The 24469-nt window shown below is 70.1% G+C and carries 24 protein-coding genes and 1 riboswitch; of the genes, 15 read left to right on the top strand and 9 right to left on the bottom strand.

The window, feature by feature from the left end; all coding sequences use genetic code 11:
* The first annotated feature begins 1 nt into the window (after nt 1).
* The 5 genes from MTAB308_RS13410 to MTAB308_RS13390 are packed head-to-tail and all read left to right on the top strand — an operon-like array spanning nt 2 to nt 4693.
* Nucleotides 2–595: a fasciclin domain-containing protein gene (locus MTAB308_RS13410; RefSeq protein ID WP_077099850.1), complete on the top strand. Its 594-nt coding sequence runs from the start codon at nt 2–4 to the stop codon at nt 593–595.
* Between the two features lie 54 nt (nt 596–649).
* The gene (locus MTAB308_RS13405; RefSeq protein ID WP_077099849.1) at nt 650–1138 is read left to right on the top strand and encodes a GNAT family N-acetyltransferase; all 489 of its coding nucleotides are present in this window, start codon (nt 650–652) and stop codon (nt 1136–1138) included.
* The gene (locus MTAB308_RS13400; protein WP_077099848.1) at nt 1135–2232 is read left to right on the top strand and encodes an LLM class flavin-dependent oxidoreductase; all 1098 of its coding nucleotides are present in this window, start codon (nt 1135–1137) and stop codon (nt 2230–2232) included. Before MTAB308_RS13405 ends, MTAB308_RS13400 begins: the two co-directional genes overlap by 4 nt.
* On the top strand, nt 2229–3350 hold the full coding sequence (locus tag MTAB308_RS13395; protein WP_077099847.1) for an LLM class flavin-dependent oxidoreductase: 1122 nt from the start codon (nt 2229–2231) through the stop codon (nt 3348–3350). Before MTAB308_RS13400 ends, MTAB308_RS13395 begins: the two co-directional genes overlap by 4 nt.
* The gene (locus MTAB308_RS13390) at nt 3347–4693 is read left to right on the top strand and encodes an NtaA/DmoA family FMN-dependent monooxygenase (protein ID WP_077099846.1); all 1347 of its coding nucleotides are present in this window, start codon (nt 3347–3349) and stop codon (nt 4691–4693) included. Before MTAB308_RS13395 ends, MTAB308_RS13390 begins: the two co-directional genes overlap by 4 nt.
* On the opposite strand, the gene MTAB308_RS13385 is transcribed toward MTAB308_RS13390, so the two are convergent.
* Complete coding sequence (locus tag MTAB308_RS13385; RefSeq protein ID WP_245831389.1) at nt 4690–5130, bottom strand: SpoIIAA family protein; 441 nt, start codon at nt 5128–5130, stop codon at nt 4690–4692. The genes MTAB308_RS13390 and MTAB308_RS13385 overlap by 4 nt on opposite strands.
* A 111-nt stretch (nt 5131–5241) precedes the next feature.
* Here MTAB308_RS13385 and MTAB308_RS13380 point away from each other — a divergent pair, with 111 nt between their 5' ends.
* Nucleotides 5242–6432 (top strand): FAD-binding domain, encoded by a 1191-nt coding sequence (locus MTAB308_RS13380; protein ID WP_077099844.1) that lies wholly within the window; start codon nt 5242–5244, stop codon nt 6430–6432.
* Here the strand turns inward: MTAB308_RS13380 and MTAB308_RS13375 are convergent.
* Nucleotides 6429–6905 (bottom strand): SRPBCC domain-containing protein, encoded by a 477-nt coding sequence (locus MTAB308_RS13375; protein WP_077099843.1) that lies wholly within the window; start codon nt 6903–6905, stop codon nt 6429–6431. The two genes, MTAB308_RS13380 and MTAB308_RS13375, sit on opposite strands and share 4 nt — an antisense overlap.
* Nucleotides 6902–7648: an MBL fold metallo-hydrolase gene (locus MTAB308_RS13370; protein WP_245831388.1), complete on the bottom strand. Its 747-nt coding sequence runs from the start codon at nt 7646–7648 to the stop codon at nt 6902–6904. Before MTAB308_RS13370 ends, MTAB308_RS13375 begins: the two co-directional genes overlap by 4 nt.
* Nucleotides 7649–7756: 108 nt before the next feature.
* Here MTAB308_RS13370 and fgd point away from each other — a divergent pair, with 108 nt between their 5' ends.
* Genes fgd through MTAB308_RS13355 form a run of 3 tightly spaced genes read left to right on the top strand, consistent with a single transcriptional unit; the run spans nt 7757 to nt 12000 of the window.
* Nucleotides 7757–8767 carry a glucose-6-phosphate dehydrogenase (coenzyme-F420) gene (gene fgd / locus MTAB308_RS13365; RefSeq protein ID WP_077099841.1) on the top strand — a complete coding sequence of 337 codons (1011 nt, stop codon included), beginning with the start codon at nt 7757–7759 and terminating at the stop codon, nt 8765–8767.
* Nucleotides 8760–10856 (top strand): phosphate acetyltransferase, encoded by a 2097-nt coding sequence (gene pta / locus MTAB308_RS13360; protein WP_077099840.1) that lies wholly within the window; start codon nt 8760–8762, stop codon nt 10854–10856. Before fgd ends, pta begins: the two co-directional genes overlap by 8 nt.
* The gene (locus tag MTAB308_RS13355) at nt 10846–12000 is read left to right on the top strand and encodes an acetate kinase (protein WP_077099839.1); all 1155 of its coding nucleotides are present in this window, start codon (nt 10846–10848) and stop codon (nt 11998–12000) included. Before pta ends, MTAB308_RS13355 begins: the two co-directional genes overlap by 11 nt.
* On the opposite strand, the gene MTAB308_RS13350 is transcribed toward MTAB308_RS13355, so the two are convergent.
* Both MTAB308_RS13350 and MTAB308_RS13345 read right to left on the bottom strand, forming a co-directional pair.
* On the bottom strand, nt 11989–13158 hold the full coding sequence (locus MTAB308_RS13350; protein WP_077099838.1) for a DUF1501 domain-containing protein: 1170 nt from the start codon (nt 13156–13158) through the stop codon (nt 11989–11991). The two genes, MTAB308_RS13355 and MTAB308_RS13350, sit on opposite strands and share 12 nt — an antisense overlap.
* Nucleotides 13159–13168: 10 nt before the next feature.
* The gene (locus MTAB308_RS13345) at nt 13169–14494 is read right to left on the bottom strand and encodes a DUF1800 domain-containing protein (RefSeq protein WP_077099837.1); all 1326 of its coding nucleotides are present in this window, start codon (nt 14492–14494) and stop codon (nt 13169–13171) included.
* Between the two features lie 187 nt (nt 14495–14681).
* On the opposite strand from MTAB308_RS13345, the gene MTAB308_RS13340 reads away from it, so the two are divergent.
* Nucleotides 14682–15548, top strand: a complete 867-nt coding sequence (locus MTAB308_RS13340; RefSeq protein ID WP_077099836.1) for a DUF559 domain-containing protein — start codon at nt 14682–14684, stop codon at nt 15546–15548.
* Between the two features lie 94 nt (nt 15549–15642).
* On the opposite strand, the gene MTAB308_RS13335 is transcribed toward MTAB308_RS13340, so the two are convergent.
* Genes MTAB308_RS13335 through glnX form a run of 3 tightly spaced genes read right to left on the bottom strand, consistent with a single transcriptional unit; the run spans nt 15643 to nt 20194 of the window.
* Nucleotides 15643–17907, bottom strand: coding sequence for a serine/threonine-protein kinase PknG (locus MTAB308_RS13335; RefSeq protein WP_077099835.1), 2265 nt, complete (start codon nt 17905–17907; stop codon nt 15643–15645).
* On the bottom strand, nt 17907–18878 hold the full coding sequence (locus MTAB308_RS13330) for a glutamate ABC transporter substrate-binding protein (protein WP_083746519.1): 972 nt from the start codon (nt 18876–18878) through the stop codon (nt 17907–17909). Before MTAB308_RS13330 ends, MTAB308_RS13335 begins: the two co-directional genes overlap by 1 nt.
* Entirely contained in the window at nt 18875–20194 is a 1320-nt protein-coding gene (glnX, locus tag MTAB308_RS13325) for a protein kinase G-activating protein GlnX (protein ID WP_077099833.1), read from the bottom strand. Before glnX ends, MTAB308_RS13330 begins: the two co-directional genes overlap by 4 nt.
* A gap of 134 nt (nt 20195–20328) precedes the next feature.
* Here glnX and MTAB308_RS13320 point away from each other — a divergent pair, with 134 nt between their 5' ends.
* Nucleotides 20329–20961, top strand: coding sequence for an NUDIX hydrolase (locus tag MTAB308_RS13320; RefSeq protein WP_077099832.1), 633 nt, complete (start codon nt 20329–20331; stop codon nt 20959–20961).
* On the opposite strand, the gene thiE is transcribed toward MTAB308_RS13320, so the two are convergent.
* Nucleotides 20933–21604: a thiamine phosphate synthase gene (gene thiE / locus MTAB308_RS13315; RefSeq protein ID WP_077099831.1), complete on the bottom strand. Its 672-nt coding sequence runs from the start codon at nt 21602–21604 to the stop codon at nt 20933–20935. The genes MTAB308_RS13320 and thiE overlap by 29 nt on opposite strands.
* A gap of 28 nt (nt 21605–21632) precedes the next feature.
* A riboswitch (TPP riboswitch) is annotated at nt 21633–21761 on the top strand.
* Here thiE and thiO point away from each other — a divergent pair.
* The 4 genes from thiO to MTAB308_RS13295 all read left to right on the top strand — a co-directional run bounded on the left by thiO (nt 21752) and on the right by MTAB308_RS13295 (nt 24468).
* Nucleotides 21752–22759, top strand: a complete 1008-nt coding sequence (thiO, locus tag MTAB308_RS13310; RefSeq protein WP_077100179.1) for a glycine oxidase ThiO — start codon at nt 21752–21754, stop codon at nt 22757–22759. Its footprint overlaps the riboswitch before it by 10 nt.
* Complete coding sequence (thiS, locus tag MTAB308_RS13305) at nt 22756–22953, top strand: sulfur carrier protein ThiS (RefSeq protein WP_077099830.1); 198 nt, start codon at nt 22756–22758, stop codon at nt 22951–22953. Before thiO ends, thiS begins: the two co-directional genes overlap by 4 nt.
* Nucleotides 22946–23704, top strand: a complete 759-nt coding sequence (thiG, locus tag MTAB308_RS13300) for a thiazole synthase (protein WP_077099829.1) — start codon at nt 22946–22948, stop codon at nt 23702–23704. The genes thiS and thiG overlap by 8 nt, the downstream gene beginning before the upstream one ends.
* Entirely contained in the window at nt 23701–24468 is a 768-nt protein-coding gene (locus MTAB308_RS13295) for an SGNH/GDSL hydrolase family protein (RefSeq protein ID WP_077099828.1), read from the top strand. Before thiG ends, MTAB308_RS13295 begins: the two co-directional genes overlap by 4 nt.
* Nucleotide 24469 lies beyond the last annotated feature (1 nt).

The following is a 24469-nucleotide window of genomic DNA, read 5'->3' as shown; positions in this document are numbered from 1 at the left end:
AATGATGAGAACTCGTGCGAAAACAATTGCCGCGGCGGGCCTCGCGGCGATCGCCGTCGTGGCGTGCCCCACGGCGGGCCCCGCGCTCGCCGACAACGCGGGTGATCTGATCGGCGCGGGCTGCGCGGACTACGCCAAGCAGAACCCGAGCGGGCCCGGGTCAGTGCTGGGGATGTCGCGCGACCCGGTGGCGACGGCGGCGTCGAACAACCCGATGTTGACCACGCTGAACTCGGCGCTGTCGGGGAAGCTGAATCCGAACGTGAACCTGGTCTCGACCCTCAACAACGGCCAGTACACGGTGTTCGCGCCCACCAACGCGGCGTTCGACAAGCTGCCGGCGGGGACCATCGACAAGTTGAAGACGGACGCGCAGCTGCTGTCCAGCATCCTGACGTACCACGTCGTACAGGGGCAGCTCAGCCCGGCTGTGGTTGCCGGCATCCACCCGACCCTGCAGGGCGCGCCCCTCACCGTGGCCGGTCAGGGCAATGACCTGAGGGTGAACAACGCGGGCCTGGTCTGCGGCGGCGTGCGCACGTCCAACGCGACGGTGTACATGATCGACACGGTGCTGATGCCCCCCGGCCAGTAGAGCGGACCCGCCGCCGGGTGGAATGGGCGCGCGTCGGAAACGTTAGATGAATACGTGACGCCCACCACCCGGCTCCGGTTCGTCGCTGCCACGCACGAAGACGCGTTGGCGCAGCCGCTGCTGGCCGAGCTGGCCGTCGAGTACGCGCAGCGATACGGCGGGACGCCGGACGCGCACCTGGCCTGGTTGCCGGTGCCGGCGGACGAGCTGGCGGCGCCCGACGGCGGCCTGCTCATCGGGGTGGTGAACGGCGCCCCCGTCACCGGCGGGGCGTTTCGGCGGTACGACGCCGACACCGCCGAGCTCAAGCGGATCTGGACCGACAGCGCGCATCGGCGCCGCGGCTACGCCCGGGCGCTGCTGGCGGCGCTGGAGGCGGAGACCGCCGCCCGCGGGTACCGGCGGCTGTACCTGATCACCGGCAATCGGCAACCCGAGGCCGCGGCGCTCTACGACGCGACGGGCTACACCCGCATCGCCCCCGATCCGCTGCCGGACTGGGGGCCGTTCCTTCCGATCGCCTTCGAGAAGTGGCTGCAATGAGCGGTCAGTTCCATCTGGGCGTCGCGCTCGACGGATACGGGTGGCACCCGCAGGCGTGGCAAGCCACCCTCGCCTCGGACCCCGATGCGCCGTCGGTGCTGGACGGCCGTTACTGGGCCGGGTTGGCGGCCACCGCCGAGCGCGGGCTGCTGGATTTTTTGACCATCGACGACTCCTTGATGCCGCAGATCGGCCGAAGCTCCCGGATTCATCCGGATCGGCTGACCGGCCGCGCCGACGCCGTCCTGGTCGCGGCCCGCATCGCCCCCGCGACCCGACACATCGGGCTGATCCCCGTGGCTACGGTTACCCACACCGAGCCCTTCCATGTCTCCAAATCCATTGCGACCCTGGACTTCGTGTCGCACGGCCGGGCGGGCTGGCAGCCGCGAGTGAGCGCCACCGCCCATGAGGCGGCCCTGTTCGGGCGCCGCGACGTCTCCGGAATTCCCCTTTTTGAGGAGGCCGTCGAGTACGTCGAGGTGGTGCGCCGGTTGTGGGACAGCTGGGAGGACGACGCAATCATCCGTGACGTGAGCACCGGGCGCTACGTCGACGTCGACAAGCTGCACTACATCGACTTCACCGGAAAGTTCTTCTCCGTCAAGGGCCCGTCGATCACGCCGCGGCCGCCGCAGGGCCAGCCGGTGGTGGCCGCGCTGGCGCACGTCGGGCCCGCCTACGAGTTCGCCGCGGCCGGCGCCGACGTCGTGTTCATCACGCCCACCGACGACGCCTCGGTGCGCAGCATCCTCGGCGAGGTGCGCGCGGCGGGCGGCGCTCACCTCAAAGTGCTTGCGGACGTGGTCGTTTCGTTCCACGGCCAGGACGATTTCCGGTCGGATGCCCTCGTCTTCGCGGGCAGCGCAACGGAATTGGTCGACATGATCCTGGGCTGGCAGCGGCTGGGCCTCGACGGCGCGCGGCTGCGGCCCGCCGTCAACGGCACCGACCTGCCGGTGATCGTCGACGAGGTGGTGCCGCTGCTGCAGCGAGCCCGGCGCTTCCGCACCGCCTACCGTCCCGGCGAAACCCTACGGGCCCGGCTGGGCCTGCCCGTGGCGCCCAACCGCTACGCGGCGGTGCACCGATGACGGCGGTGCCGCTGTCGGTCCTGGACCTCGCCCCGATCAGCTCCGGCGACGATGTGGCGACGGCGTTGCGCAACACCGTCGAGCTCGCCCAGCACGCCGAGCGGTGGGGCTATCGCCGGTTCTGGACCGCCGAACATCATTTCGTCGCCGTCGCCAGCGCGGCACCGGCGGTTCTGATCGGGCAGATCGCGGCCGCTACCAACACGATTCGGGTGGGCTCGGCCGCCGTGCAGCTCAGTCACACCACCGCCGCCGCGGTGGTGGAGAGCTTCGGCATGCTCGACGCGTTCTATCCGGGCCGCATCGATTTGGGCCTGGGCCGCTCGGCCCAGCGGCGGATCACCAAGCCGCGATCCCCGAAACCCCCCAGGCCCGAACCGTCCCGGGAATGGCGCGAGGTCGACGGCGTCGTCATCCCGCCGCCGTTCGATCTGCGCAAGTTGCTGGGCAGCGGCCGAGTGCAGGCGACCCAGGCGATCCTGCAGCAACCCGAGGCCGTCGCGCCCGACTTCGCCGAACAGCTCGGGGACATCATGGCGATGCTGGCCGGAACCTACGAAGTCGACGGGTTCGACGTGCATGCCGTGCCCGGAGAAGGCGCTGCCCTGACGCCGTGGATATTCGGCAGCAGCAAGGGGCGCAGTGCCCAGGTCGCCGGCGCGCGGGGGCTGCCGTTCGTGGCCAGCTATCACCTCACCCCGGCGACGGCGCTGGACGCCATCGACGCCTACCGGGACGCGTTCGTCCCGTCGGCGGCGCTGCCGCGGCCCTACGTGGTGGTGTCGGCCGACATCGTGGTCGCCGACGACTCCGCCACCGCCAAACACCTGGCCTCCAGCTACGGCCATTGGGTGTATTCGATCCGGGCCGGCGGCGGCGCCGTCCCCTATCCCGACCCCGACGAGTGCGTCCCGCTGACCGACGAGCAGCTGGCCGTCGTGATCGACCGGGTGGCAACGCAATTCGTCGGCGATCCCGATGAGGTCGCCGAGCGGTTGGAGACGCTGCAGCGCGCCACCGGCGCCGACGAACTCGTCATCACCTCGGTCACCTACGGGCACGCCGACCGGTTGCGCTCGCACGAACTGATCGCCAAGCGGTGGGGGTTAACCGGATGAGCCGCAAACCGATTCATTTGGCCGCGCATTTCCCGGGCGTCAACAACACCACGGTATGGACCGACCCCACCGCCGGAAGTCAGATCGAATTCGAGTCTTTCGTGCACCTGGCCCGCACCGCCGAACGGGGATTGTTCGACTTCTTCTTCCTGGCCGAGGGGCTGCGACTGCGGGAGCACCGCGACCGCATCTACGACCTGGACGTGGTGGGCCGGCCGGACACCTTCACCGTGCTGGCAGCGCTCGCGGGCGTCACCGACCGCATCGGTCTGACCGGCACCATCAACACCACCTTCAACGAACCCTTCGAAGTGGCACGGCAATTCGCGACGCTCGACCACCTGTCCGGGGGCCGCGCGGGCTGGAACATGGTGACCTCGTCGGACGCCTTCACCGGCGCCAACTTCCGCCGCGGCGGCTTTCTGGACCACGCCGATCGGTATACGCGCGCCGAGGAATTCCTCACCGTGGCCCGCCAATTCTGGGACAGCTGGGCGGCCGACGCCGTGCTGGCCGACGTCGACGCCGGGGTCTACGTCGATCCCGACCGGATCCGCAGCGTCGCACACCGCGGTCCGCAGTTCGACGTGCGCGGGTTCGCGACGCTGCCCGCCGGCCCGCAGGGACACCCGATATTGCTGCAGGCCGGTGACTCCGCCGACGGCCGCGCGTTCGGCGCCCGCAACGCCGACGCCTTGTTCACCCTGCACTCATCGCTGGAGGACGGCCAGCGCTACTACGCCGACGTCAAGGGCCGCGCCGCCTCGTATGGTCGGGATCCCAACCGGCTCAAGGTCTTTCCCGCGGCGACGTTCGTCATCGGTGACACCGATGCCGAAGCGCAGGACCGGGCGCGCCACATCCGCTATCAACAGGTCAGCGGCGCGACGGCGATCGCGATGCTCGAGCAGGTCTGGGGCCGCGACCTGTCGGGCTACGACCCGGATGGGCCCCTACCCGAGGTCGATCCGGCGACCGACAGCGACATCACCCAGGGGCGGGTCCGGCACGGCGATCCGATCGAGGTCGCCCGCCGCTTCCGTGAGCGTGCCGCAGCCGAGAACCTGTCCATCCGCGAGCTGATCATCGCCGTCACCAGCCGGCAGCAGTTCGTGGGAACCCCGGCACACATCGCCGAGGAGATCGACACCTACGTCCAGGCCGACGCCTGCGACGGGTTCATCCTGGTGCCGCACCTGACCCCGCACGGGCTGGACGAGTTCGTCGACCGGGTGGTGCCGCTGCTGCAGGAGCGCGGCGCGTTCCGCACCGAGTACGCCGGCGAAACGCTGCGGGATCACCTGGGGCTCAGCGAGGTCAGCGCGGCGGGCCAGGGCCGCTAGGAGACGACCAGCCTGGCGAGGGTTCCCATCGCGGCGCCCACTCCGCCTATGTATGCCTTGGCCATGTCACGGGCAGAGGCGCCGGCGCCGTCTGGCAGCGAGGTCAGCCACGCGACTGCGTGATCGCGTTCGTTGTCCCCATACACCCGCACCGGGCAGGGCATCCACGCGCCGATGCTGCGGGACGGCGCCCGAATCCAGCCGAGGTCACTCACCACGGCGCAGCCGTCGAGCAACCGCACGTAGGTCACGCCGAGCCGGGCATCGGCCCACAGCGCCCCCGGGGTGATGCGCCGGAAGCCCGGGCCGAACTGGTAGAGCAGCCGCATCCGGCTGCCCGTTCGTCGCGCCCGATCGACCAGGGGCGCAAAGACCCGGTCGTAATCGGCCGCCGTGACGGTGCCCACCGCTTCCAGGGCCTGAATCCCGGCGGGCATGCCCGTAAGTTGTTTCAGCACAACGGCTCTCTCCACTAGGGAAATCTATTGCCTAGAGCAACTATTGCACTATTTTATATTAAATGGGCCCTAGTGGAAAGGGGTGTGCGCATGAAGATCGCCATCGTCGGAGCCGGCATCGCCGGCCCGACGCTCGGGTACTGGCTTTGGCGCTACGGCCACGAGCCGACCCTGATAGAAAAGGCGCCGCGGCTGCGCACCGGCGGCTATGTCGTGGATTTCTGGGGTGGCGGGTACACCGTCGCCGAACGCATGGGGCTTACGTCCCAATTGCACGCCGCCGGATACGCGGTGCAGGAGCTGCGACTCGTGGACCGGGATTCGCGGAAGGTGGGGGGCTTTTCGGCGGAGTTGTTCCGGCGCAACCTCGATGGCCGCTTCGTCACCATCCCGCGCAGTGATCTGGCGGCCATGATCCACCGCTCGATCGACGACCACGTCGAAACCCTGTTCGGTGAAAGCGTTTCGGCCATCACGCAAGACGACGCGGGGGTCCGGGTCACGTTCGAGCGCGCCCAGTCACGCCCGTTCGACCTGGTCGTCGGCGCCGATGGCATCCATTCGCCCGTGCGTGGCTTGGTGTTCGGCCCGGAATCGACATTCGAGGCCGACCTGGGCTACCGAGTGGCCGCCTTCGAAGCCGAGGGCTATCGGCCGCGCGACGAGTGCGTCTACCTCGCGTACACGACACCCGGACGAATGCTCGCGCGGTTCGCGATGCGCGGCGAAAAGACTTTGTTTCTCTTCGTTTTCACCGCCGACCACCTGAGCGGCCCCGACCCGCAGGACTTATCGGAGGTCAGGACAACCCTGAAGGAGGTCTTCGGCGACGCCGGATGGGAATGCCCCGAGATCCTCCGCGCACTGGACGGCGCCCCGGAGGTCTACTTCGATCGCGTGAGCCAAATCGTCATGGACCGCTGGTCGCAGGGGCGGGTAGCGCTCGTCGGCGATGCCGCGGCCGCCGTCTCGCTGTTGGCGGGGGAGGGGACGGGTCTGGCGATGGTGCAGGCCTACGTGCTGGCCGGCGAACTCAGCCGCGCGGGTGCCGATCACCCCGAGGCGTTTCGCCGCTATGAACGCCGGCTGCGTCCGATCGTCGAGGCCAGGCAGCGGTCGGCGCGCGCGTTCGCCTCGATGTTCGCGCCAAAAACGGCGCTCGGATTGTGGACCCGCAACACGGCGTCCAGGCTGCTGGACATCCCGAAGGTGGCCGATTGGGTCATCGGGCGTGAATTCGGAGACGATATCGCGTTGCCCGAGTACGCCGCTCAGCGCTAGGTAATCGCCGATGCCGAGCGGGACTCCACCAGCGCCGCCAGCTTGTCCAGGGCCATGCGCGTGCCGAGCTCGTTGTCCTGCGGGGAGACTCCCGGAGGGACGCCTTGGTGCAGCATCGCCACATCGGTGCCGCCGTCGGCGCCGGCGAGCGTCGTAGTCACCCGCATCGCGCCGGCGAAGGCCGGATCGGCCGTCTCGAACTCCAGCTCCTCGACCACCCGCTCGTCGGGCACCAGCTCGACGAACCGACCGTGGTAGGTGTCGGTGGCCGCGGCGGTCTTTCCCAGTCGGTCGGCCGATTCGTACGTCAGCGAAACCCGGAACCGGCCCCCGGCGCGGGCGTCGAATTCGTGCACGACCGCGCTCATGCCGTCGGGGACCCGCCACGCCGCAACCGCATCCGCGTCGACCAGCGCGCGGTACACCGCCGCCGGCGAGGCCCGGATGCGCCGGGCGACGCGGGTCTGCGTCATTGCGCCCGCCGCAGCGCCGCATCCGTCGCTTCGCGGATCGGGCCGCGCCACACCTCGCCGTGACCGGGCAGCAGGATCTCGGTGTCCAGCGAGGCCAGCGCGCCCAGGCTGCGCAGGCAGTTCTGCTGGTCGTGGCTGAACACCGCCGGCAGCAGCTGGGGCCCGCCGCGACGCAGCAGCGGGTGGCCGGTGATCAGCGCGTCGCCGCTGGCCAGCACGCCGTCGACGACATACGAGCAGTGCCCGCCGGTGTGTCCCGGCGTGGCGATGGCCGTCGGGTTGCCGGGCAGGCCCGCGGCCACCTCGGCGGTCAGCGGCCGCGTCGACGGGATGCCGTCGCGGATCAGCCCGCCGTTGCGCACCACGTGCGTGCCCCACACCGCCCACCGCGGACGCCAAATACGCAGTGCCACATCGAAAATCGAGACCTGCTCCAGGTACTCCCGCTTGGCGTGGCCCACCTCGTCGGCGTGGCAATACACCGGGGTGCCGTGCTGGCGGGCGAACCAGATCGCCGAGCCCAGGTGGTCGATGTGCGCGTGCGTCAGCAGGATGGCGCGCACGTCGCCCGCGCCGTAGCCCAGCTGGGCCAGCGAGGCCAGCACGTCCGCGCGATCGCCGGGATAGCCGGCGTCGATGAGCAGCACGCCGGTGCCGTCGACGACCAGGGTCCAGTTAACGGCGTGGCCCTGGGCGAGGTACACGCTGTCGCTGACCTGAACAAGGGTCGGTGCCGGTGCCACGCAAGTGAGCATAGGAGCGATCGCAAGCGCGGCGAAGCCGGGCGCCGGGGTACCCCCGCGCAGCTGGGCGACAGGTCGCGACCATCGATATAGGAGTAGAAATAAGCCGTGGCTGAACTGAAACTCGGATACAAAGCGTCCGCTGAACAATTCGCACCTCGCGAGCTCGTCGAACTGGCTGTCGCCGCCGAAGGTCACGGCATGGACAGCGCAACCGTCAGCGACCACTTCCAGCCGTGGCGGCACGAGGGCGGGCACGCCCCGTTCTCGCTGGCCTGGATGACCGCCGTGGGCGAACGCACCAAGCGGATCGTGCTGGGCACTTCGGTGCTCACCCCGACCTTCCGCTACAACCCCGCGGTCATCGCGCAGGCCTTCGCCACCATGGCCTGCCTGTACCCGAACCGGATCTTCCTCGGGGTCGGCACAGGTGAGGCGCTGAACGAGATCGCCACCGGCTACGAGGGCGACTGGCCGGAGTTCAAGGAGCGGTTCGCCCGGCTGCGCGAGTCGGTCCGGTTGATGCGCGAGCTGTGGCGCGGCGACCGCGTCGACTTCGACGGCGAGTACTACCGGCTCAAGGGCGCCTCGATCTACGACGTGCCCGAGGGCGGCGTGCCCATCTACGTCGCGGCCGGCGGCCCGGCGGTGGCCAAGTACGCGGGACGCGCCGGTGATGGGTTCATCTGCACCTCCGGCAAGGGTGAGGAGCTCTACAAGGACAAGCTGATGCCGGCGGTGCAGGAGGGCGCGGCCGCCGCCGAGCGCAACGTCGACGACATCGACAAGATGATCGAGATCAAGATCTCCTACGACCCGGACCCCGACCTGGCGCTGGAGAACACCCGGTTCTGGGCGCCGCTGTCGCTGACCGCCGAGCAGAAGCACAGCATCGACGACCCGATCGAGATGGAGAAGGCCGCCGACGCGCTGCCGATCGAGCAGGTCGCCAAGCGCTGGATCGTGGCGTCGGATCCCGACGAGGCCGTCGAAAAGGTCAGGGCCTACGTCGACTGGGGCCTCAACCACCTGGTGTTCCACGCGCCCGGCCACGACCAGCGCCGGTTCCTGGAGCTCTTCGAAAAGGACCTGGCGCCCAGGCTGCGGCGACTTGCCTGAACCACCCTCAGCGATCTACATTGCCGCTCCCGAGCCCGAGACCGGCAAGTCCACGATCGCGCTGGGGCTGCTGCACCGGCTGACCGCCACGGTCGCCAGGGTCGGTGTGTTCCGCCCGATCACCCGTGCTCCCGACGGCAAAGGGCGCGACTACATCCTGGAGCTGCTGCTGGAACACACCAGCGCGGGGTTGTCCTACGACCAGTGCGTGGGCGTGACCTACCAGCAGCTGCACGCCGACACCGACGCCGCGATCGCCGCCATCGTCGACTCCTATCACGCGATGGCGCAGGCCTGCGACGTGGTGGTGATCGTCGGCAGCGACTACACCGACGTCACCCGGCCCGCCGAGCTCTCGGTCAACGCGCGGATCGCGGCGAACCTCGGCGCGCCGGTGCTGCTGGCCGTCAGCGGCAAAGGCCGGGCCCCGACGGAGGTGGCCGGCGTCGTCGAGGTGTGTCTGGCCGAGTTGAACGCCCAGCACGCCCACACCGCGGCGGTGGTGGCCAACCGCTGCGATCCGGCGAAGCTGGCCGACATCCAACAAAAGGTGGGGGAGGCGTTGCGTCCGTCCTCGCTGCGCAGCTACGTCCTGCCCGAGGAACCGCTGCTGTCGGCGCCCACGGTGGCCGAACTGGAGGCGGCCGTGGGAGGGACGCCGGTCAGCGGTGAGGCGTCGCTGCGGGAACGCGAGGTGATGGCCGTGCTGGTCGCCGGGATGACCGCCGACCACGTGCTGGAGCGGCTGAGCGACGGCATGGCGGTGATCACACCCGGAGACCGCTCCGACGTGGTGCTCGCCGTCGCCAGTGCCCATGCGGCGGAGGGGTTTCCCTCGCTGTCGTGCCTGGTGCTCAACGGCGGGTTCGAACTGCATCCCTCGATCGCGGCCCTGGTGAGCGGCCTGCGGCTGCGCCTGCCCATCATCGCCACCGCGCTGGGCACCTACGACACCGCCAGCGCGGCCGCCTCGGCGCGCGGCCGGGTCACCGCGATGTCGCAGCGCAAGATCGACACCGCGCTCGAGCTGATGGACCGCCACGTCAATATCGCGGATCTTTTGACGCAGCTTGCTATTTCGATCCCGACTGTCATCACCCCGCAAATGTTCACCTACCAGCTGCGGCTGCGCGCCCGCGCGGATCGCAAGCACATCGTTCTTCCCGAGGGTGACGACGACCGCATCCTCAAGTCGGCCGGTCGCCTGCTGCAGCGCGGCGTCGCCGACCTGACCATCCTGGGCGACGAAGCCCAGATCCGGCACCGTTCGTCAGAGCTCGGCGTGAACCTGGACGGCGCAACGCTGATCGATCCGCTGAGCAGCGAGCTGCGTGAGAAGTTCGCCGAACAGTACGCCGAGCTTCGGAAGGCGAAGGGGATCACCGTCGAGCATGCCCGCGAGATCATGTGCGACGGCACGTATTTCGGCACCATGCTGGTCCACAACGGCACGGTCGACGGCATGGTCTCTGGCGCCGCCCACACCACGGCGCACACCGTTCGGCCCGCCTTCGAGATCATCAAGACCGTTCCCGATGTGTCCACCGTCTCGAGCGTCTTCTTCATGTGCCTGCCCGACCGGGTGCTGGTATACGGGGACTGCGCGATCATCCCGAATCCCACGTCCGAGCAGCTCGCCGACATCGCGATCAGTTCCGCGCGCACCGCCGCACACTTCGGCATCGACCCGCGAGTGGCCATGCTGTCCTACTCTACGGGTGATTCCGGTGCGGGCGCCGACGTCGAAAAGGTCAGGAAAGCAACGGATTTAGTGCGGCAACGCGATCCGAAGCTACTGGTCGAGGGTCCGATTCAGTACGACGCCGCCATCGAGCCGTCCGTCGCCGCCACCAAGCTGCGCGGTTCTCCGGTGGCCGGGCGCGCCACCGTCCTGATCTTCCCCGACCTCAACACCGGCAACAACACCTACAAGGCGGTGCAGCGCAGCGCCGGGGCGATCGCGATCGGCCCGGTGCTGCAAGGGCTGCGCAAACCGGTCAACGACCTTTCCCGCGGCGCTACTGTCGAGGACATCGTGAACACCGTTGCCATCACCGCGATCCAGGCGCAAGGTGTCCATGGCCGGTAACCGCCTCGTGCTGGTGATCAACTCCGGCTCGTCGTCCCTGAAATACCAACTGGTCGAGCCGGATTCGGGCGAAGCGCAGGCTTCCGGCCACATCGAGCGGATCGGGGAGGACGCGTCGTCGGTACCCGACCACGACGCGGCGCTGCGCCGCGCGTTCGAAGAATTGGCGCGGGACGGCATCGACCTGCGGACGTGTGGGCTCGTCGCGGTCGGGCACCGGGTAGTGCACGGCGGCAACGAGTTCTATCGGCCGACGCTGATGGACGACGCGCGCATAGCCGCCCTCGAGAAGCTGTCCGAGTTGGCGCCGCTGCACAATCCGCCCGCGCTCAAGGGAATCGAGGTGGCGCGCACGCTGCTGCCCGATGTGCCCCACGTGGCGGTGTTCGACACGGCGTTCTTCCACGACATGCCGCCCGCGGCGGCGACCTACGCGATCGACCGTCAGGTGGCCGAGCGTTGGCAGATCCGGCGCTACGGATTTCATGGCACGTCGCACCGTTACGTCAGCGAGCAGGCCGCCGCCTTCCTGGACCGGCCGGCCGGCGGCCTGAAACAGATTGTGCTGCATCTGGGTAACGGCTCCTCGGCGTCCGCGATCGCCGGTACCCGGCCGATCGACACGTCCATGGGCCTGACGCCGCTGGAGGGCCTGGTCATGGGCACCCGCAGCGGTGACATCGACCCGAGCATCGTCAGCTACCTATGGCACCGGGCAGACATGGGCGTTGACGACGTCGAGACCATGCTCAACGAGCGGTCCGGGGTGCTGGGCCTGTCCGGCGAGCGTGACTTCCGAAGGCTGCGGGAGATGATCGAATCGGGCGACGGCGCAGCGCAGTTGGCCTACAGCGTGTTCATTCACCGGTTACGCAAGTACATCGGCGCCTACCTGGCGGTGCTGGGGCACACCGACGTCATCAGCTTCACCGCCGGGATCGGTGAGAATGATCCGGCCGTGCGCCGCGACGCCGTGGCCGGCCTGGAGGAGCTGGGCATCGTGCTCGACCAGCGCCGCAACCTCAGCGGGGGCCGGGGCGCGCGGCAGATATCCGCCGACGGATCCCCCATCGTGGTGCTGGTGATACCGACCAACGAAGAGCTGGCCATCGCCCGCGACTGCATCGGCGCGTTAGGCGCTTAGGAATCCCAGGCCGTTTCGTCCCGGTCCCACCGACGGGATGGGGTCGGCCCCCACGGTCCGTGTCAGCAGCTCGTGGTAGACATCGCGAAAGTCGGTGGTGTACTTCAGATCCCCGTTGTCGAGGTCGGTGAGGCTGGGCTGTTCGCCGTAAAAGCCGCCTTTTACGCGCGTGCCCGCGACGAAGACGGGGCCGGCGGTGCCTTGCGAGGCGTTGGCGTGCACCCGGCGCCCGAACTCCGAGTACGCCATCACGACCACGTTCGCACCCCCCACCTGTTGCAGGAAGGCGGTGACCGCCTGGTCGAACGTCTGCAGCAGGCGTTGCTGCGTATTGCGTTCACCGGCGTGGGTGTCGAAACCGCCCAGTTGCACCGTGTACACCCGCGTCGGCACCCGGGCCTTCACCGCCTCTGCCACGGCGCTCAGCTGGGCGGACAGCGAATTAGCCTGGTGGACAGCGGGTTTTACCGAATCGAATGTCTTGCTGACGGTCCGCGCCGCGCGATAGGCCTCGCAGACCGCCGCCATCGCCGGGGTGTCGTCGGGGTCGTCGGCGCCGAGCGCCCCCATGATCGCGTCGAGGCCGTCCCCGGCCGGGACCTGCGCGGGGGACAGCGCCGCCGCGGTGCGTTTTTCGCCGACGGCCAGCGGCGGCAGGACGGGCCCGATGTTGACCGCGCGCAGGGGATCGTCGCCGGTGGCGTCGAGCCAGCGGCCGATCCAGCCGGTCGAGACGGGCTCGGAGGGCGACGCCGTCTGCCAGATGTCCATGGACCGGAAGTGGCTGTGGTCGGGCTTGGGATAGCCGACGCCGCGGACGATGGCGAGTTGGCGCTGGTTCCACAGCTGGGCCAGACCCTTCATCGCCGGGTTGAGCCCCAGCCGCTCGTCGAGGTGGATAACCTCACCCGGCGCGTAGGCGAGCTCGGGCCGCGCGTCGTGATACGCGTTGTCGCCGTAGGGGATCAGCGTGTTGATACCGTCGTTGCCGCCGTAGAGCGTGGCGATCACCAGCACGCCGGCACCGTCGGGCAGCGGGCGGTCCCGCGCGGCGCGCATGAGGTCGGGCCAGTCGACCGCCACCGCCGTCGACAGCAGGCCGGCCGCGCCGGCGCCCGCGCTGGCGATCAGGAATTTGCGGCGGTTGATCTCGGGCATCGGCTGTCCCTCAGGAGGTCAGGTATTCGGGAGAGTTGACGGCGGCGGCGACCAACTGGGGCGGTCTGCGCACCAGGGGCTGCAGCGCATCGGCGGTGCGATCCGACCAGGCCCCCACCCCGATCAGGTAGCCGACGGCGTCGATGCGGTCGCCCGGGGCGGCGCTTTCGACGCCCGACAGGTCGCCGACCTGAGCCAGCCGGGTCGCGGCGCGAAGCCGGGTCTGCGCGCTCGCGGTGGACAGCCACACCTGGCCGCGCGGCCATCCGCCGACGCTCGGTGGGTAGAACGGCCGCTGCCCCAGCCCGCGCAGCGTCGCCTCGGCGAGTTTGCGGTGCGCGGGCGTCGCCGGCGGCACGCGCAGCGCACGCATCACGCCGACCAGCCATTCGACGGGAGTGTTGACTCTGCTGTTTCGGGCGCCTGGGCCCGAGGTGAATTCGTCGTCGGTGAGGATCGCCCGGGTCAGCGCCCGCAGGTCGCGTCGCGGGCCGTACGCGGCGACCAGGCGACCGAGCGCCTGCGCCGAGGGCGGGTCGTCCGAAGCCACTTGCTGCCACAAGCGCCCCGCGACGTACTCCGCCGACTTGGGCTGGCTCAGCACCGCGTCGCAAAATCCGGCGGCGTCGAAGTTCTGGGTCCGGCCGAACAACGTCTTGGTGCCCGGGTCATGGCGTTTGGGGAGCACCGCCGTTTGTCCGTTGGCGCCGATCTCCCATCCCGTCAGGGCCCGCGCGCCGGCGCGCACGTCGTCCTCGGTGTAGCCGTTGCCGTGGCCGAGCGCGAACAGCTCCATGAATTCACGGGCGAGGTTCTCGTTGGGGGCCTTGGCCGTATTGGTCTGGCCGTCCAGCCAGCGCAACATCGCGGCGTCGGTCAGCATCGCGTAGGCCAGCGCGCGGAAGTCGCCCAGCGCTCCGGCGCGCAGCTTCTGGTTCTGCGCGGCCATGTACGCCGCCACCCGCACCTTCTGCGCGGAGGTAGCAAAGTGGTTGTGCCACAACAACGTCAACTTCTCGTGGATCGGCTGGCCAACGCTGACCATGCGGCTCAGCCACCAGTCGAACAGCACGCGCTGTTGCTCGGAAAGCTGACCGTTGTATTGCTTGCGCGCCGCCGGCGTCGCGCCCTTGCCGGGGGCTCGCGGTGCCTCCAGGGAGGGCATCGGGGTGGCGATCGCGCCCGGGTCCGCGTCGGGGTTGGTGCTCAGCATGGCGTCGACGTGGCTCGGCCAGTCCCGGGCCACGGCCGCGTCGACCTCGGGTCCGCTCACCCCGAACCCGGCCCGACGCAGCCCGCGGGCGGTGCTGATCCACCGTGTCGACTCCCCCGGCATGGCTATAACTGTGCGACACGAACCTATGTTTTCGCTGTGTGTGTACCCACGGCTTTGCGCGTGAACTGGTGGCGGGATTTCCGCGATTTTCCCGCCCTGAGCGCACACGCAACGCCGCCAGTTCACACTCGACTGGCCTGTGGATGGCGGGGGACGCGGACTGTGATCGGCGTGCGACCGTTCCGGCATGGAACCGGGGGAACCGTTTATCGGCAGCGAGGCATTGGCGTCGGGTGCGTTGAGCCGCCATCAACTGCGGACACGCTATCGTGCCGTCTTCCCGAACGTGTACGTGTCGCGCGACGCCCAGCTGTCACTGGAGAGGCGGATTTTCGCCGCGTGGCTGTGGTCGGGGCGGAGGGCGACGATCGTAGGCGCGGCCGCCGCGGCGTTGCACAAGTCCCAGTGGATTCCCGACGATGTTCCGATCGAGGTCAATCACGCCAACGCCCGTCCGCCTCGCGGCGTGCTGACGCGGCGCGATGCCCTGCTCGAAGGCGAGACGCAGGTCATGGACGGGCGCACCGTGACCACACCCGAGCGGACGGCCTTCGACATCGGCCGGCGCGGGGCCATCCGCTCGGCGGTCGTCCGGCTGGACGCGCTCGCGCGGGCAACGGGTTTCAAGGTCGACGACGTGCTGGGCATCGCGAAGCGCCACCCGTACTCGCCCGGCCTGCGGCGACTGGAGGCCGCGCTGGAACTGGTCGACCCCGGAGCCGCGTCTCCGAGGGAGAGCTACCTGCGCCTGCTGCTGATTGATGCAGGGCTTCCGCGTCCGCAGACCCAGGTCCCGGTGCTCGGTGTCGACGGGATCCCCATCGCGTATCTCGATCTCGGCTGGGGGGAGCAGATGGTCGCGGTCGAATACGACGGCGATCAGCATCGAACCGACCGACGGCAATTCGTCAAAGACATTCGGCGCACCCAGATGCTCGAGCAAATGGGGTGGATCATCGTTCGGGTCGTCGCCGAGGACCGCCCCGCCAACATCATCCACCGGGTCCGCTCCGCGTTAGAGGAGTCGAGTGTGCGCTGGGGGCTTCGGGCGTGAGCTGGCGGCGGGATCTGGGCGATTTTCCCGCCCTGGACGCACACGCAAAGCCCTGGACGCACACGCAAAGCCCTGGACGCACACGCGGCGCACATCAGAACGTGCTCGTCGGACGCACCCTGTTCGCCATGTCCACCAGCGTGTAGCGGTGCCGTTGCGTGGGCGCGACGCGGGCCAGGCTGCGCAACGACGCTTCGACACCCAGCCGCAGGCCGTGCTCGGTAAACGGGAAGCCGAGGATGTGGTTGGTGCTGGCCTCGTTGTCCTGCAGCCAGTCCATCGCGCCGCCGAGCACCAGGGCGCGGATCTGCAGCACGCGCGGTTCGGTCGGCGGCAGCGCCTCCACGCGGCGGGCCGCGTCGCGGATCTGCTCCTCGGTGATTTCGGCCGCCGACCGGCCGGACATCAGCGTCACCGCGCTGGTCAGCCGCGCGGTGGTGAAATGCCTTGAGGTGGGCGGCACTTCGTCCAGGGTGCTCACCGCGGCCTCGCGATCGCCTTCGGCCGACAGGGATCTGGCGAGGCCGAAAGCCGCGGAGATCACCCCGTCGTTGGTCTTCCACACGGTTTGGTAGAACTTGTGGTCGTCGGTGTTGCCGGCGAGCTCGGCCGTGGCGGCCAGCGCCAGCTTGGGGGCGAGCTCGCCGGGGAAGGTGTCCAGCACCTCGGTGAAATGCTTTGTGGCGGAGTCGTAGTCGCCGGTGAGCAGCTCGGCCACGGCCCGGTACCAGACCAACCGCCATCGCCAGCCGACCCGCTCGGCAAGGTCGTCGAGCTTGCGGGTGGCCTTGGCCACGTCGCCGAGGTCCAGCAGCGCGCGGACCTCCATCAGCGGCAGCTCGATCGATTCGGCCACCTCGATGCCGTCGGCGTCCAGCGAGCCGTGGCGGGCCGCGCGCAACGAGTCCAGCGTCTGCACCGGCTGGGACAGCACCGTCGCCTGCAGCACGGGCGCCGCGACGTCGGCCGGGTCGACCAGTGGCACCGGCAGCGCGGTCACGATCTCCCGGGCGGTCAGCCTCTCCGAGTGCACCTGCCCGTCCAGGTACACGTCGGTGTGCGCGACGAGCAGGTCCACCCCGAACGTCGAGCGGCTCGGCGAAAAGACCGTCGACAGACCGGGTCTCGGTATCCCGGTGTCCTGGGCGACCACCTCGCGCAGCACGCCCATCAATTGGGCGGACATCTCGTCGGCGGTGGAGAACCGGCGGCGCGGATCCGGATCGGTGGCGCGGCGCAGCAGCCGGCCGAACGAGTCGTAGTTCTTCAGCACCGGATCGTCGTCCGGGAGGCCGTCCACATAGCGGCCGTTGCGGGTGCGCAGGTTCAGCGTCAGCGCCGCCAGCGTGCGCCCCACCGTGTAGATGTCGGTGGCGATCGTCGGGCCGGTCCGCACGATCTCCGGCGCCTGGAAACCCGGTGTGCCGTAAAGGTATCCGAACGAATTGATCCGCGACACCGCGCCCAGGTCGATGAGCTTGAGTTGCTCCTCGGTGAGCATGATGTTCTCCGGCTTCAGGTCGTTGTAGACCAGGCCGATGGAGTGCAGGTAGGTCAGCGCGGGCAGGATCTCCAGCAGGTAGGCGATCGCCTCGGCGACGGGCAGCTTCTCGGATTTGCCGTCCTTGAGGGCCCGCTTGAGCGACTGGCCGCCGATGTACTCCATGACGATGTAGCCGACCGGGGCCCCGTGGGCGTCCGTGTGCTCGACGAAGTTGAAGATCTGCACGATCTGCGGGTGAACCACCTCGGCCAGGAACTGGCGCTCGGCCATGGCGATGGCCTGCGCCTCGGCGTCACCGGAATGCACCAAGCCCTTGAGCACCACCGGGCGGTCGTTGACGTTGTGGTCGAGCGCGAGGTAGACCCAGCCCAGCCCGCCGTGCGCGATGCAGCCCTTGACCTCGTACTGCCCGGCGACGATGTCTCCCGGATTCAGTTGCGGCAGGAACGAATACGGGCTGCCGCAGGACGGACACCAGCCCTCCGACTCGCCCTTGCTCTCGGCGCTCGACCGGCCGACCGGCTTCCCGCAGTTCCAGCAGAAGCGCTTGGACTCGGGCACCACCGGGTTGGTCATCAGGGCCTCGAGCGGATCGATGTCCCGCACCCGCGGGATCTCGACCAGGCCACCGCCGAGCTGCCGCGTCGGCGGGAGCACCCGCGTGGCCACCGTCATCCGTTCCGGCACGTCGGTGTCGATCCCGGGGACGAGGAAGTCGTCGTCATCGTCGTCGAAGTCGGGACGGAACAGGGCCTGGGTGGCCTGCGGCCGCGACACCCCCTCCGAAAGCGCCTGGGAGCCGGTCTGCGCCTCGGGCGGCTGGTCTTCGGAATCCTCGTAGTGGGTCTCGGCCATCAGTCCACGTACCTCGGCGCCGGCGGGGCGGGCGCGGGGCCGAGAACCGTCAACCACTTGCGGTACAACGTGTTCCACGTGCCGTCGCGGCGGATGCGTTCCAGCGTGCCGTTGACGAACCGGACCAGGCCGGTGTTGTTCAGGTTGACGCCGATGCCGTAGGGCTGGGTGGCCATGTTCGGCCCCACGATGTGCAGGTAGGGGTCCTCCTCCACCAGCCCGGCCAGGATCGAGTCGTCGGTGCTGACGGCGTCGATCTCCCGCTGCTGCATGGCCACCAGGCAGTCGGCCCAGTTCACCACCGACACCACGACCGGCGGCGGGTCGATCTGCTGGATCCGGTGCAGCGACGTGGTGCCCCGGGCCACGCAGACGCGCTTGCCGGACAGGTCGGCCACCTTGGCGATCGGCGAGTCCCGCGGGGCCAGGATGCGCTGGTTGGCGTCGAGGTAGACGGTGGAGAAGTTGACCAGCTTGCGCCGATCGCAGGTGATGGTCATGGTCTTGACCACGACGTCGACCTCCGAGCGCTGCAGCGCGGTGACGCGCTCGTCGGCCGACAGGATCCGGTACTCGACGTGCGAGGGCGCGCCGAAGATGTCGCGCGCGATCTCGCCGGCGATGTCGACGTCGAAGCCGGTGATTTCGCCGGTGATCGGGTCGCGGAAGCTGAACAGGTTGCTGCCGATGTCGAGCCCGACGATCAGCCTGCCGCGGGCGCGGATGTCGGCGACGGCGGCGTCGGCCTCGGCCTTGGTCCCGAACGGCCGCAGGCTGGCCGTCGCGTTGCAGCCCTGGCTGGGGTCGTCGGGCGGCACCGGCGGCTGCGGCGGCAGCTGCTCCATGCCGACCGGCGTGGGCGGCGGCAGCGTCGGCACGGTGGCCACGGTCAGCGTTTCGGTGTGGCCGCAGCCCGCCAGCGTGACGGCCGCGGCGAATGCCCCGAGACAGGCGCGCAGGCGCGCCATCATCGATACTCCTTCAGCCGGGGCCACAGGCCCAGCGCGACGGCGATCGCGGCGCCGAGGCTGAGCACGACGCCGCCCACCTGGGCGCCCGACAGCCCGCTGCGCGCGTTGAGCACGTCGTTGCGCAGGTGGGTGCGGCTCTGGTCCATGGCCTTGCCCAACTCGTCCTCGAGCTTGTCGAAGGCCGGGGTCGAGTCGTCCTCGCCGCTGCCCAGCGCGACCTGGGTGGCCGCCCGGTAGTTGCCCACCGAGATGTAGGAGTTGATCCTGTCGTTCGCCTGCCGCCAGCGCAGCAGCAGCTGATCGGCGCCCTGCAGGTCGGGCTTGTCGACGGCGTCGCTGCGCGACAGGTACTGCTCGAGCTGGGAGTGCATGGACTCGATGCGGTCGTAGAACGACTGCTTGCGCATCTCTTCGTCGCCGCGGCGGATCAGCGACAGCGTCTCGTCGGCCCGCGCCTGCTGCGCGGTGATGGCGACGTTGGTCACCGTCCTGAGCGATTCCGCGGCGGTGTCCTTGGCGCTACGACTCGCGGTCGTCGAGATGGTTAGCGCGGTCCCGACCCATACCACCATGACGAGGATACCCAGGGCGCCCACCACCAGGCCCGGGTTGATCCGGCGCCTGGTGCGCCGGGCCAGCCAGCGATGGGAGAACGCGCCGAACACCACCGTGCTGGCGACGACGAGGATCACGGGGGCCGGGAAATGCGTGGAGGCCGTGGTCTCGCTGTCCACCCGCTCCGACGTCGCCTGGTACAGCTGCGCGGCGTCCGGCAGGATCCTCGACTGCATCAGCCCCGAGGCCTCCGACAGGTACGACGACCCGACCGGGTTGCCCTCCCGGTTGTTGGTCCGCGCGATTTCGATCAGCCCGGTGTAGACCGCCAATTCGGCGTTGAGCCGGCCCAGCAACTGCACCAGCGGTTCGTCGGTCAGCCCGCTCGACGCCCGGGTCACGGCCACCGCGGCGTCGGTGATGGCCTGCTCGTAGCGTTGCCGGACCGGCCGCGGCTCGGCCTGCGCGATGAACGCGGTTGCCGCCGCCGCGTCGGCCACCGACAGCGTCGTGTAGAGCCGTCCGGCGGCGAACGACAGGGGCTCGGTGTGGTTGAGCACCGTGGATAGCACTTGCTGGCGGTGGTTGATCGTCGTCGAGGTGGCGAAGGCGCTGGAGACGCCGAGCGCGGCGAGCACGATCCCGATGGTCAGGATCCGCCCCGGCGTGGTGGAGATGAACCACCAGCGGGGGTGGGCCGGTTCGGCCGGCGACCGCGACCCCTTCGGCTCGGTCGACGGGTGCGCCAGCTCAACCGTCACGTCTGCTCAGCCCTCATCTTTCGGCCCCAAATTTCGCCGCACGAACCCGAATAAGCGAATTCTAAGAGAATGTTCGCCCGGATGGGGGGAGGCGACCCGATTGACCGGGCGGATCGCCTGCATATCCTGATCTCGTGCACGGCGACGGTGACGGATGGGTGGTATCCGACAGCGGCGCCCATTACTGGGGCCGCTACGGCGCGGCCGGCCTCTTGTTGCGCGCCCCCGGGCCCGACGGTACGCCCGCCGTGCTGCTGCAGCATCGGGCGGTGTGGAGCCACCAGGGCGGCACGTGGGGTTTGCCCGGCGGCGCCCGCGACAGCCACGAGACCCCCGAGCAAACCGCGGTCCGCGAGGCGCACGAGGAGGCCGGCCTGCCGGCCGACCTGGTCTCGGTCCGGGCCACGGTCGTCACCGCCGAGGTTTCGGGCATCGGCGGCACCCGCTGGAGCTACACCACCGTCGTCGCCGATGCGGGCGAGTTGCTGCAGACCGTGCCCAACCGGGAAAGCGCCGAAATGCGCTGGGTCGCCGAGAGCGAGGTGGCCAACCTGCCGCTGCATCCCGGTTTCGCGGCGAGCTGGCAGCGGCTGCGCACCGCGCCGGCGTTGGTGCCGCTGGAGCGCGGCGACGAACGGCGCCGACACCTGCCGCGCACGCTCGAAATCGAGGCCGGGGTCTTCGTGTGGTGCATGCCGGGTGAGGCCGACCAGGAGCCGTCGCAGCTGAGCCGCCGGGTCAGCTCGCTGCTGCAAGCGCCGACCTGAGCCGTTCGGCGGCCGCACGCGGGTCGGCGGCCGCGGTGATGGCCCGCACCACCACGATGCGCCGCGCGCCGGCGTCGAGCACGTCGGGCAGCCGCTCGGCGTCGATGCCGCCGATCGCGAACCACGGCGTGTCGGTGGCCAGCGCGGCGGCCGCTTGCACCAATCCCAGGCCCGGGGCGGGGCGACCCGGCTTCGTCGGGGTCGGCCAGCACGGCCCGACGCAGAAGTAGTCGGCCCCGGACGCGGCGGCCGCCGCCGCCTGGTCGGGGTCGTGGCTGGACAGCCCGATGATCGTGTCCGGCCCGACGATCTCGCGCGCCACGCCCAGCGGCAGGTCGCGTTGGCCCAGGTGCAGCACGTCGGCGCCGGACGCGCGGGCGATGTCGGCGCGGTCGTTGACCGCGAACAGGGCGCCGTGGCGGCGGGCCGCCTCGGCGAGGATCTCGCACGCGGCGAGCTCGTCGCGCGCCTCGAGCGGACCGAACCGCCGCTCACCGGCCGACCCCTTGTCGCGCAGCTGGACGATGTCCACCCCGCCGGCCAGGGCGGCGTCGACGAAGTCGGCCAGGTCGCCCAGCTCGCGGCGGGCGTCGGTACACAGGTACAGCCTCGCCGCGGCGAGACGGGCAGCCGGTTGGTGCACAGCGCGACGGTATCGCGCTAGCGTGGACCCCGTAGAGCACGGGAGCCCCGGGTTACCGGCGGGGCTGAGAGTGGGCACAGCCAGAACAACTGGACCTGCCCTTACCGTCACACCTGATCCGGGTCATGCCGGCGAAGGGAGCAGCAGATGCCACATTCACTCGCCGTGGTGGGCAACGGGGTCATCGGGTTGTCGGTGGCGCGCCGGGCCGCGCAGGCCGGCTGGTCGGTGCGGGTGCATCGCACCGGCGACGCGGGCGCGTCGTGGGTCGCGGGCGGCATGCTCGCCCCGCACAGTGAGGGCTGGCCGGGCGAGGAGCGGTTGTTGCGGCTGGGCCTGGAATCGCTGCGGCTGTGGCGCGAGGGCGGCTATCTGGACGGGCTGCCGCCGGGGGTGGTCACCGCCCGCGAGTCGCTGGTGGTGGCCGTGGACCGGGCCGACGTCGCGGACCTGCGCACCGTCGCCGACTGGTTGTCGCAGCAGGGGCACGCGGTGGTCTGGGAGTCGGCCGCGCGCGACGTGGAACCCCTGCTGGCCCAGGGCATCCGGCATGGTTTCCGGGCGCCTACCGAGCTGGCCGTGGACAACCGCGCGGTGCTGGACGCGCTGAGCGCGGCATGCGAGCGCCTGGGGGTGCGGTGGGCCGGGCCGGTGAGCGACCTCGCGCGTGTGGAGGCCGACGCGGTGGTGATCGCCAACGGCATCGACGCGTCCACGCTGTGGCCCGGCCTGCCGGTGCGACCGGTCAAGGGCGAGGTGCTGCGGCTGCGCTGGCGAAAGGGATGTATGCCGTTGCTGGGCAGGGTGATTCGCGCCCGCGTGCACGGACGCCAGGTATACCTGGTGCCGCGCCCGGACGGGGTGGTCGTCGGCGCCACCCAATACGAGCACGGGCGCGACACCGCGCCGGTGGTGTCGGGGGTGCGTGACCTGCTCGACGACGCGTGCGCGGTGCTGCCGGCGCTGGGGGAGTACGAACTGGCCGAGTGCGCGGCCGGGCTGCGCCCGATGACGCCCGACAACCTGCCCCTCGTGCAACGCCTGGACGCGCGCACCCTTGTCGCCGCCGGCCACGGCCGATCCGGGTTCCTGCTGGCGCCGTGGACCGCCGAACAGATTGTGTCCGAACTCCTCCCGGTCGGAGCCCGCGCATGATCGTCACGGTCAACGAGCAACGGGTCGAGGTCGACGAACGGACCACCGTCGCCGCGTTGCTGGAGTCGCTGGGCTTTCCCGACCGGGGCATCGCGGTGGCGATGGACCTGACGGTGTTGCCGCGTTCGCAGTGGGCCACAACGCTATTCGACGGTGCCCGACTCGAGGTGGTGACGGCGGTGCAAGGTGGCTGATTCCAAACTGGCGATCGCCGATCGCAGCTTCGCCTCGCGGCTCATCATGGGGACCGGGGGAGCGACGAACCTGGCCGTGCTCGAGGAGGCGCTGATCGCGTCGGGGACCGAGCTGACGACCGTCGCGATCCGGCGGGTGGACACCGAGAGCGGGACGGGGCTGCTGGACCTGCTCAACCGGCTGGGCATCACGCCGCTGCCCAACACCGCGGGGTGCCGCGGCGCCGCCGAGGCGGTGCTCACCGCGCAGCTGGCCCGCGAGGCGCTGAACACCAACTGGGTCAAGCTCGAGGTGATCGCCGACGAGCGCACGCTGCTGCCCGACGCGGTCGAGTTGGTCCGGGCAGCAGAGCAACTGGTCGACGACGGGTTCGTCGTCTTGCCCTACACCAACGACGACCCGGCGCTGGCCCGTCGCCTGGAAGACGTCGGCTGCGCGGCGGTGATGCCGCTGGGCGCCCCGATCGGCACCGGCCTGGGCATCACCAACCCGCACAACATCGAGATGATCGTCGCGCGGGCCGGCGTCCCGGTGGTGCTCGATGCGGGCATCGGCACCGCCAGCGATGCCGCGCTGGCGATGGAATTGGGTTGCGATGCGGTTCTTTTGGCCACCGCGGTGACCCGCGCCGCCGACCCGCCGGCCATGGCCGCGGCGATGGCCGCCGCCGTCACCGCCGGGCATCTGGCGCGGCGCGCCGGGCGGATCCCGAAGCGGTTCTGGGCGCAGGCGTCCAGCCCCGAGCGATGAAGCGCTATGTCGCGCTGGGCAGTTCGATGGCCGCCGGCCCCGGCATCCGGCCCCGTGCGGCGGGGGCGCCGCGGTGGTCGGGCCGATCGGCCCGCAACTATGCGCACCTGGTCGCCGAACGGCTGGACCTCGAACTGGTCGACGTCACCTTCTCCGGCGCCACCACCGCCCACGTGCTCTCCGAACGCCAGCACGGCAGGCCGCCGCAGATCGCCGCGCTGGACGGCTCGGAGAGCGTGGTCACGGTGACCATCGGCGGCAACGACGTCGGCTACGTGCCGCTGTTGATGGCCGCCGCGCTGCCACGGGCGGTCCGCGGACTGCCGCTGCTCGGCGGGCGCATTTCCGAACTGCTGGACCGCGACACGCGCGATCGGGCGCTGGCCGACGTTTTCGATTCGCTGTGTGCGGTGGGCACCGCGTTGCGCCGGGGCGCCCCGCGCGCCCGGGTGCTCTTCGTCGACTACCTGACGATCCTGCCGCCCGAGGGCGCGCCGGCCCCGCCGCTGCCGCAAGCGGATGCCGACCTGGGCCGGCACGTGGCCGCGACGCTCGAGCGCGTCACGGCCGACGCGGCCGCCGCGACCGGATGCGAGATCGTCGGCGCCGCGGAGGCCAGCCGACCCCACCACGCGTGGTCGGCCGAACCGTGGACCACGACGCCCGCGCGATACGGTGTCCCGCTACCGGGCCGGCCGGCCCCGCTGCACCCCAACGGCGCCGGGATGCGCGCGGTCGCGGATTTGGTTGCCGCGCAACTGTAGA

Source organism: Mycobacterium terramassiliense (assembly GCF_900157385.1).
Lineage (GTDB): Bacteria > Actinomycetota > Actinomycetes > Mycobacteriales > Mycobacteriaceae > Mycobacterium > Mycobacterium terramassiliense.
This window is presented reverse-complemented; position numbering and strand designations above follow the sequence as displayed.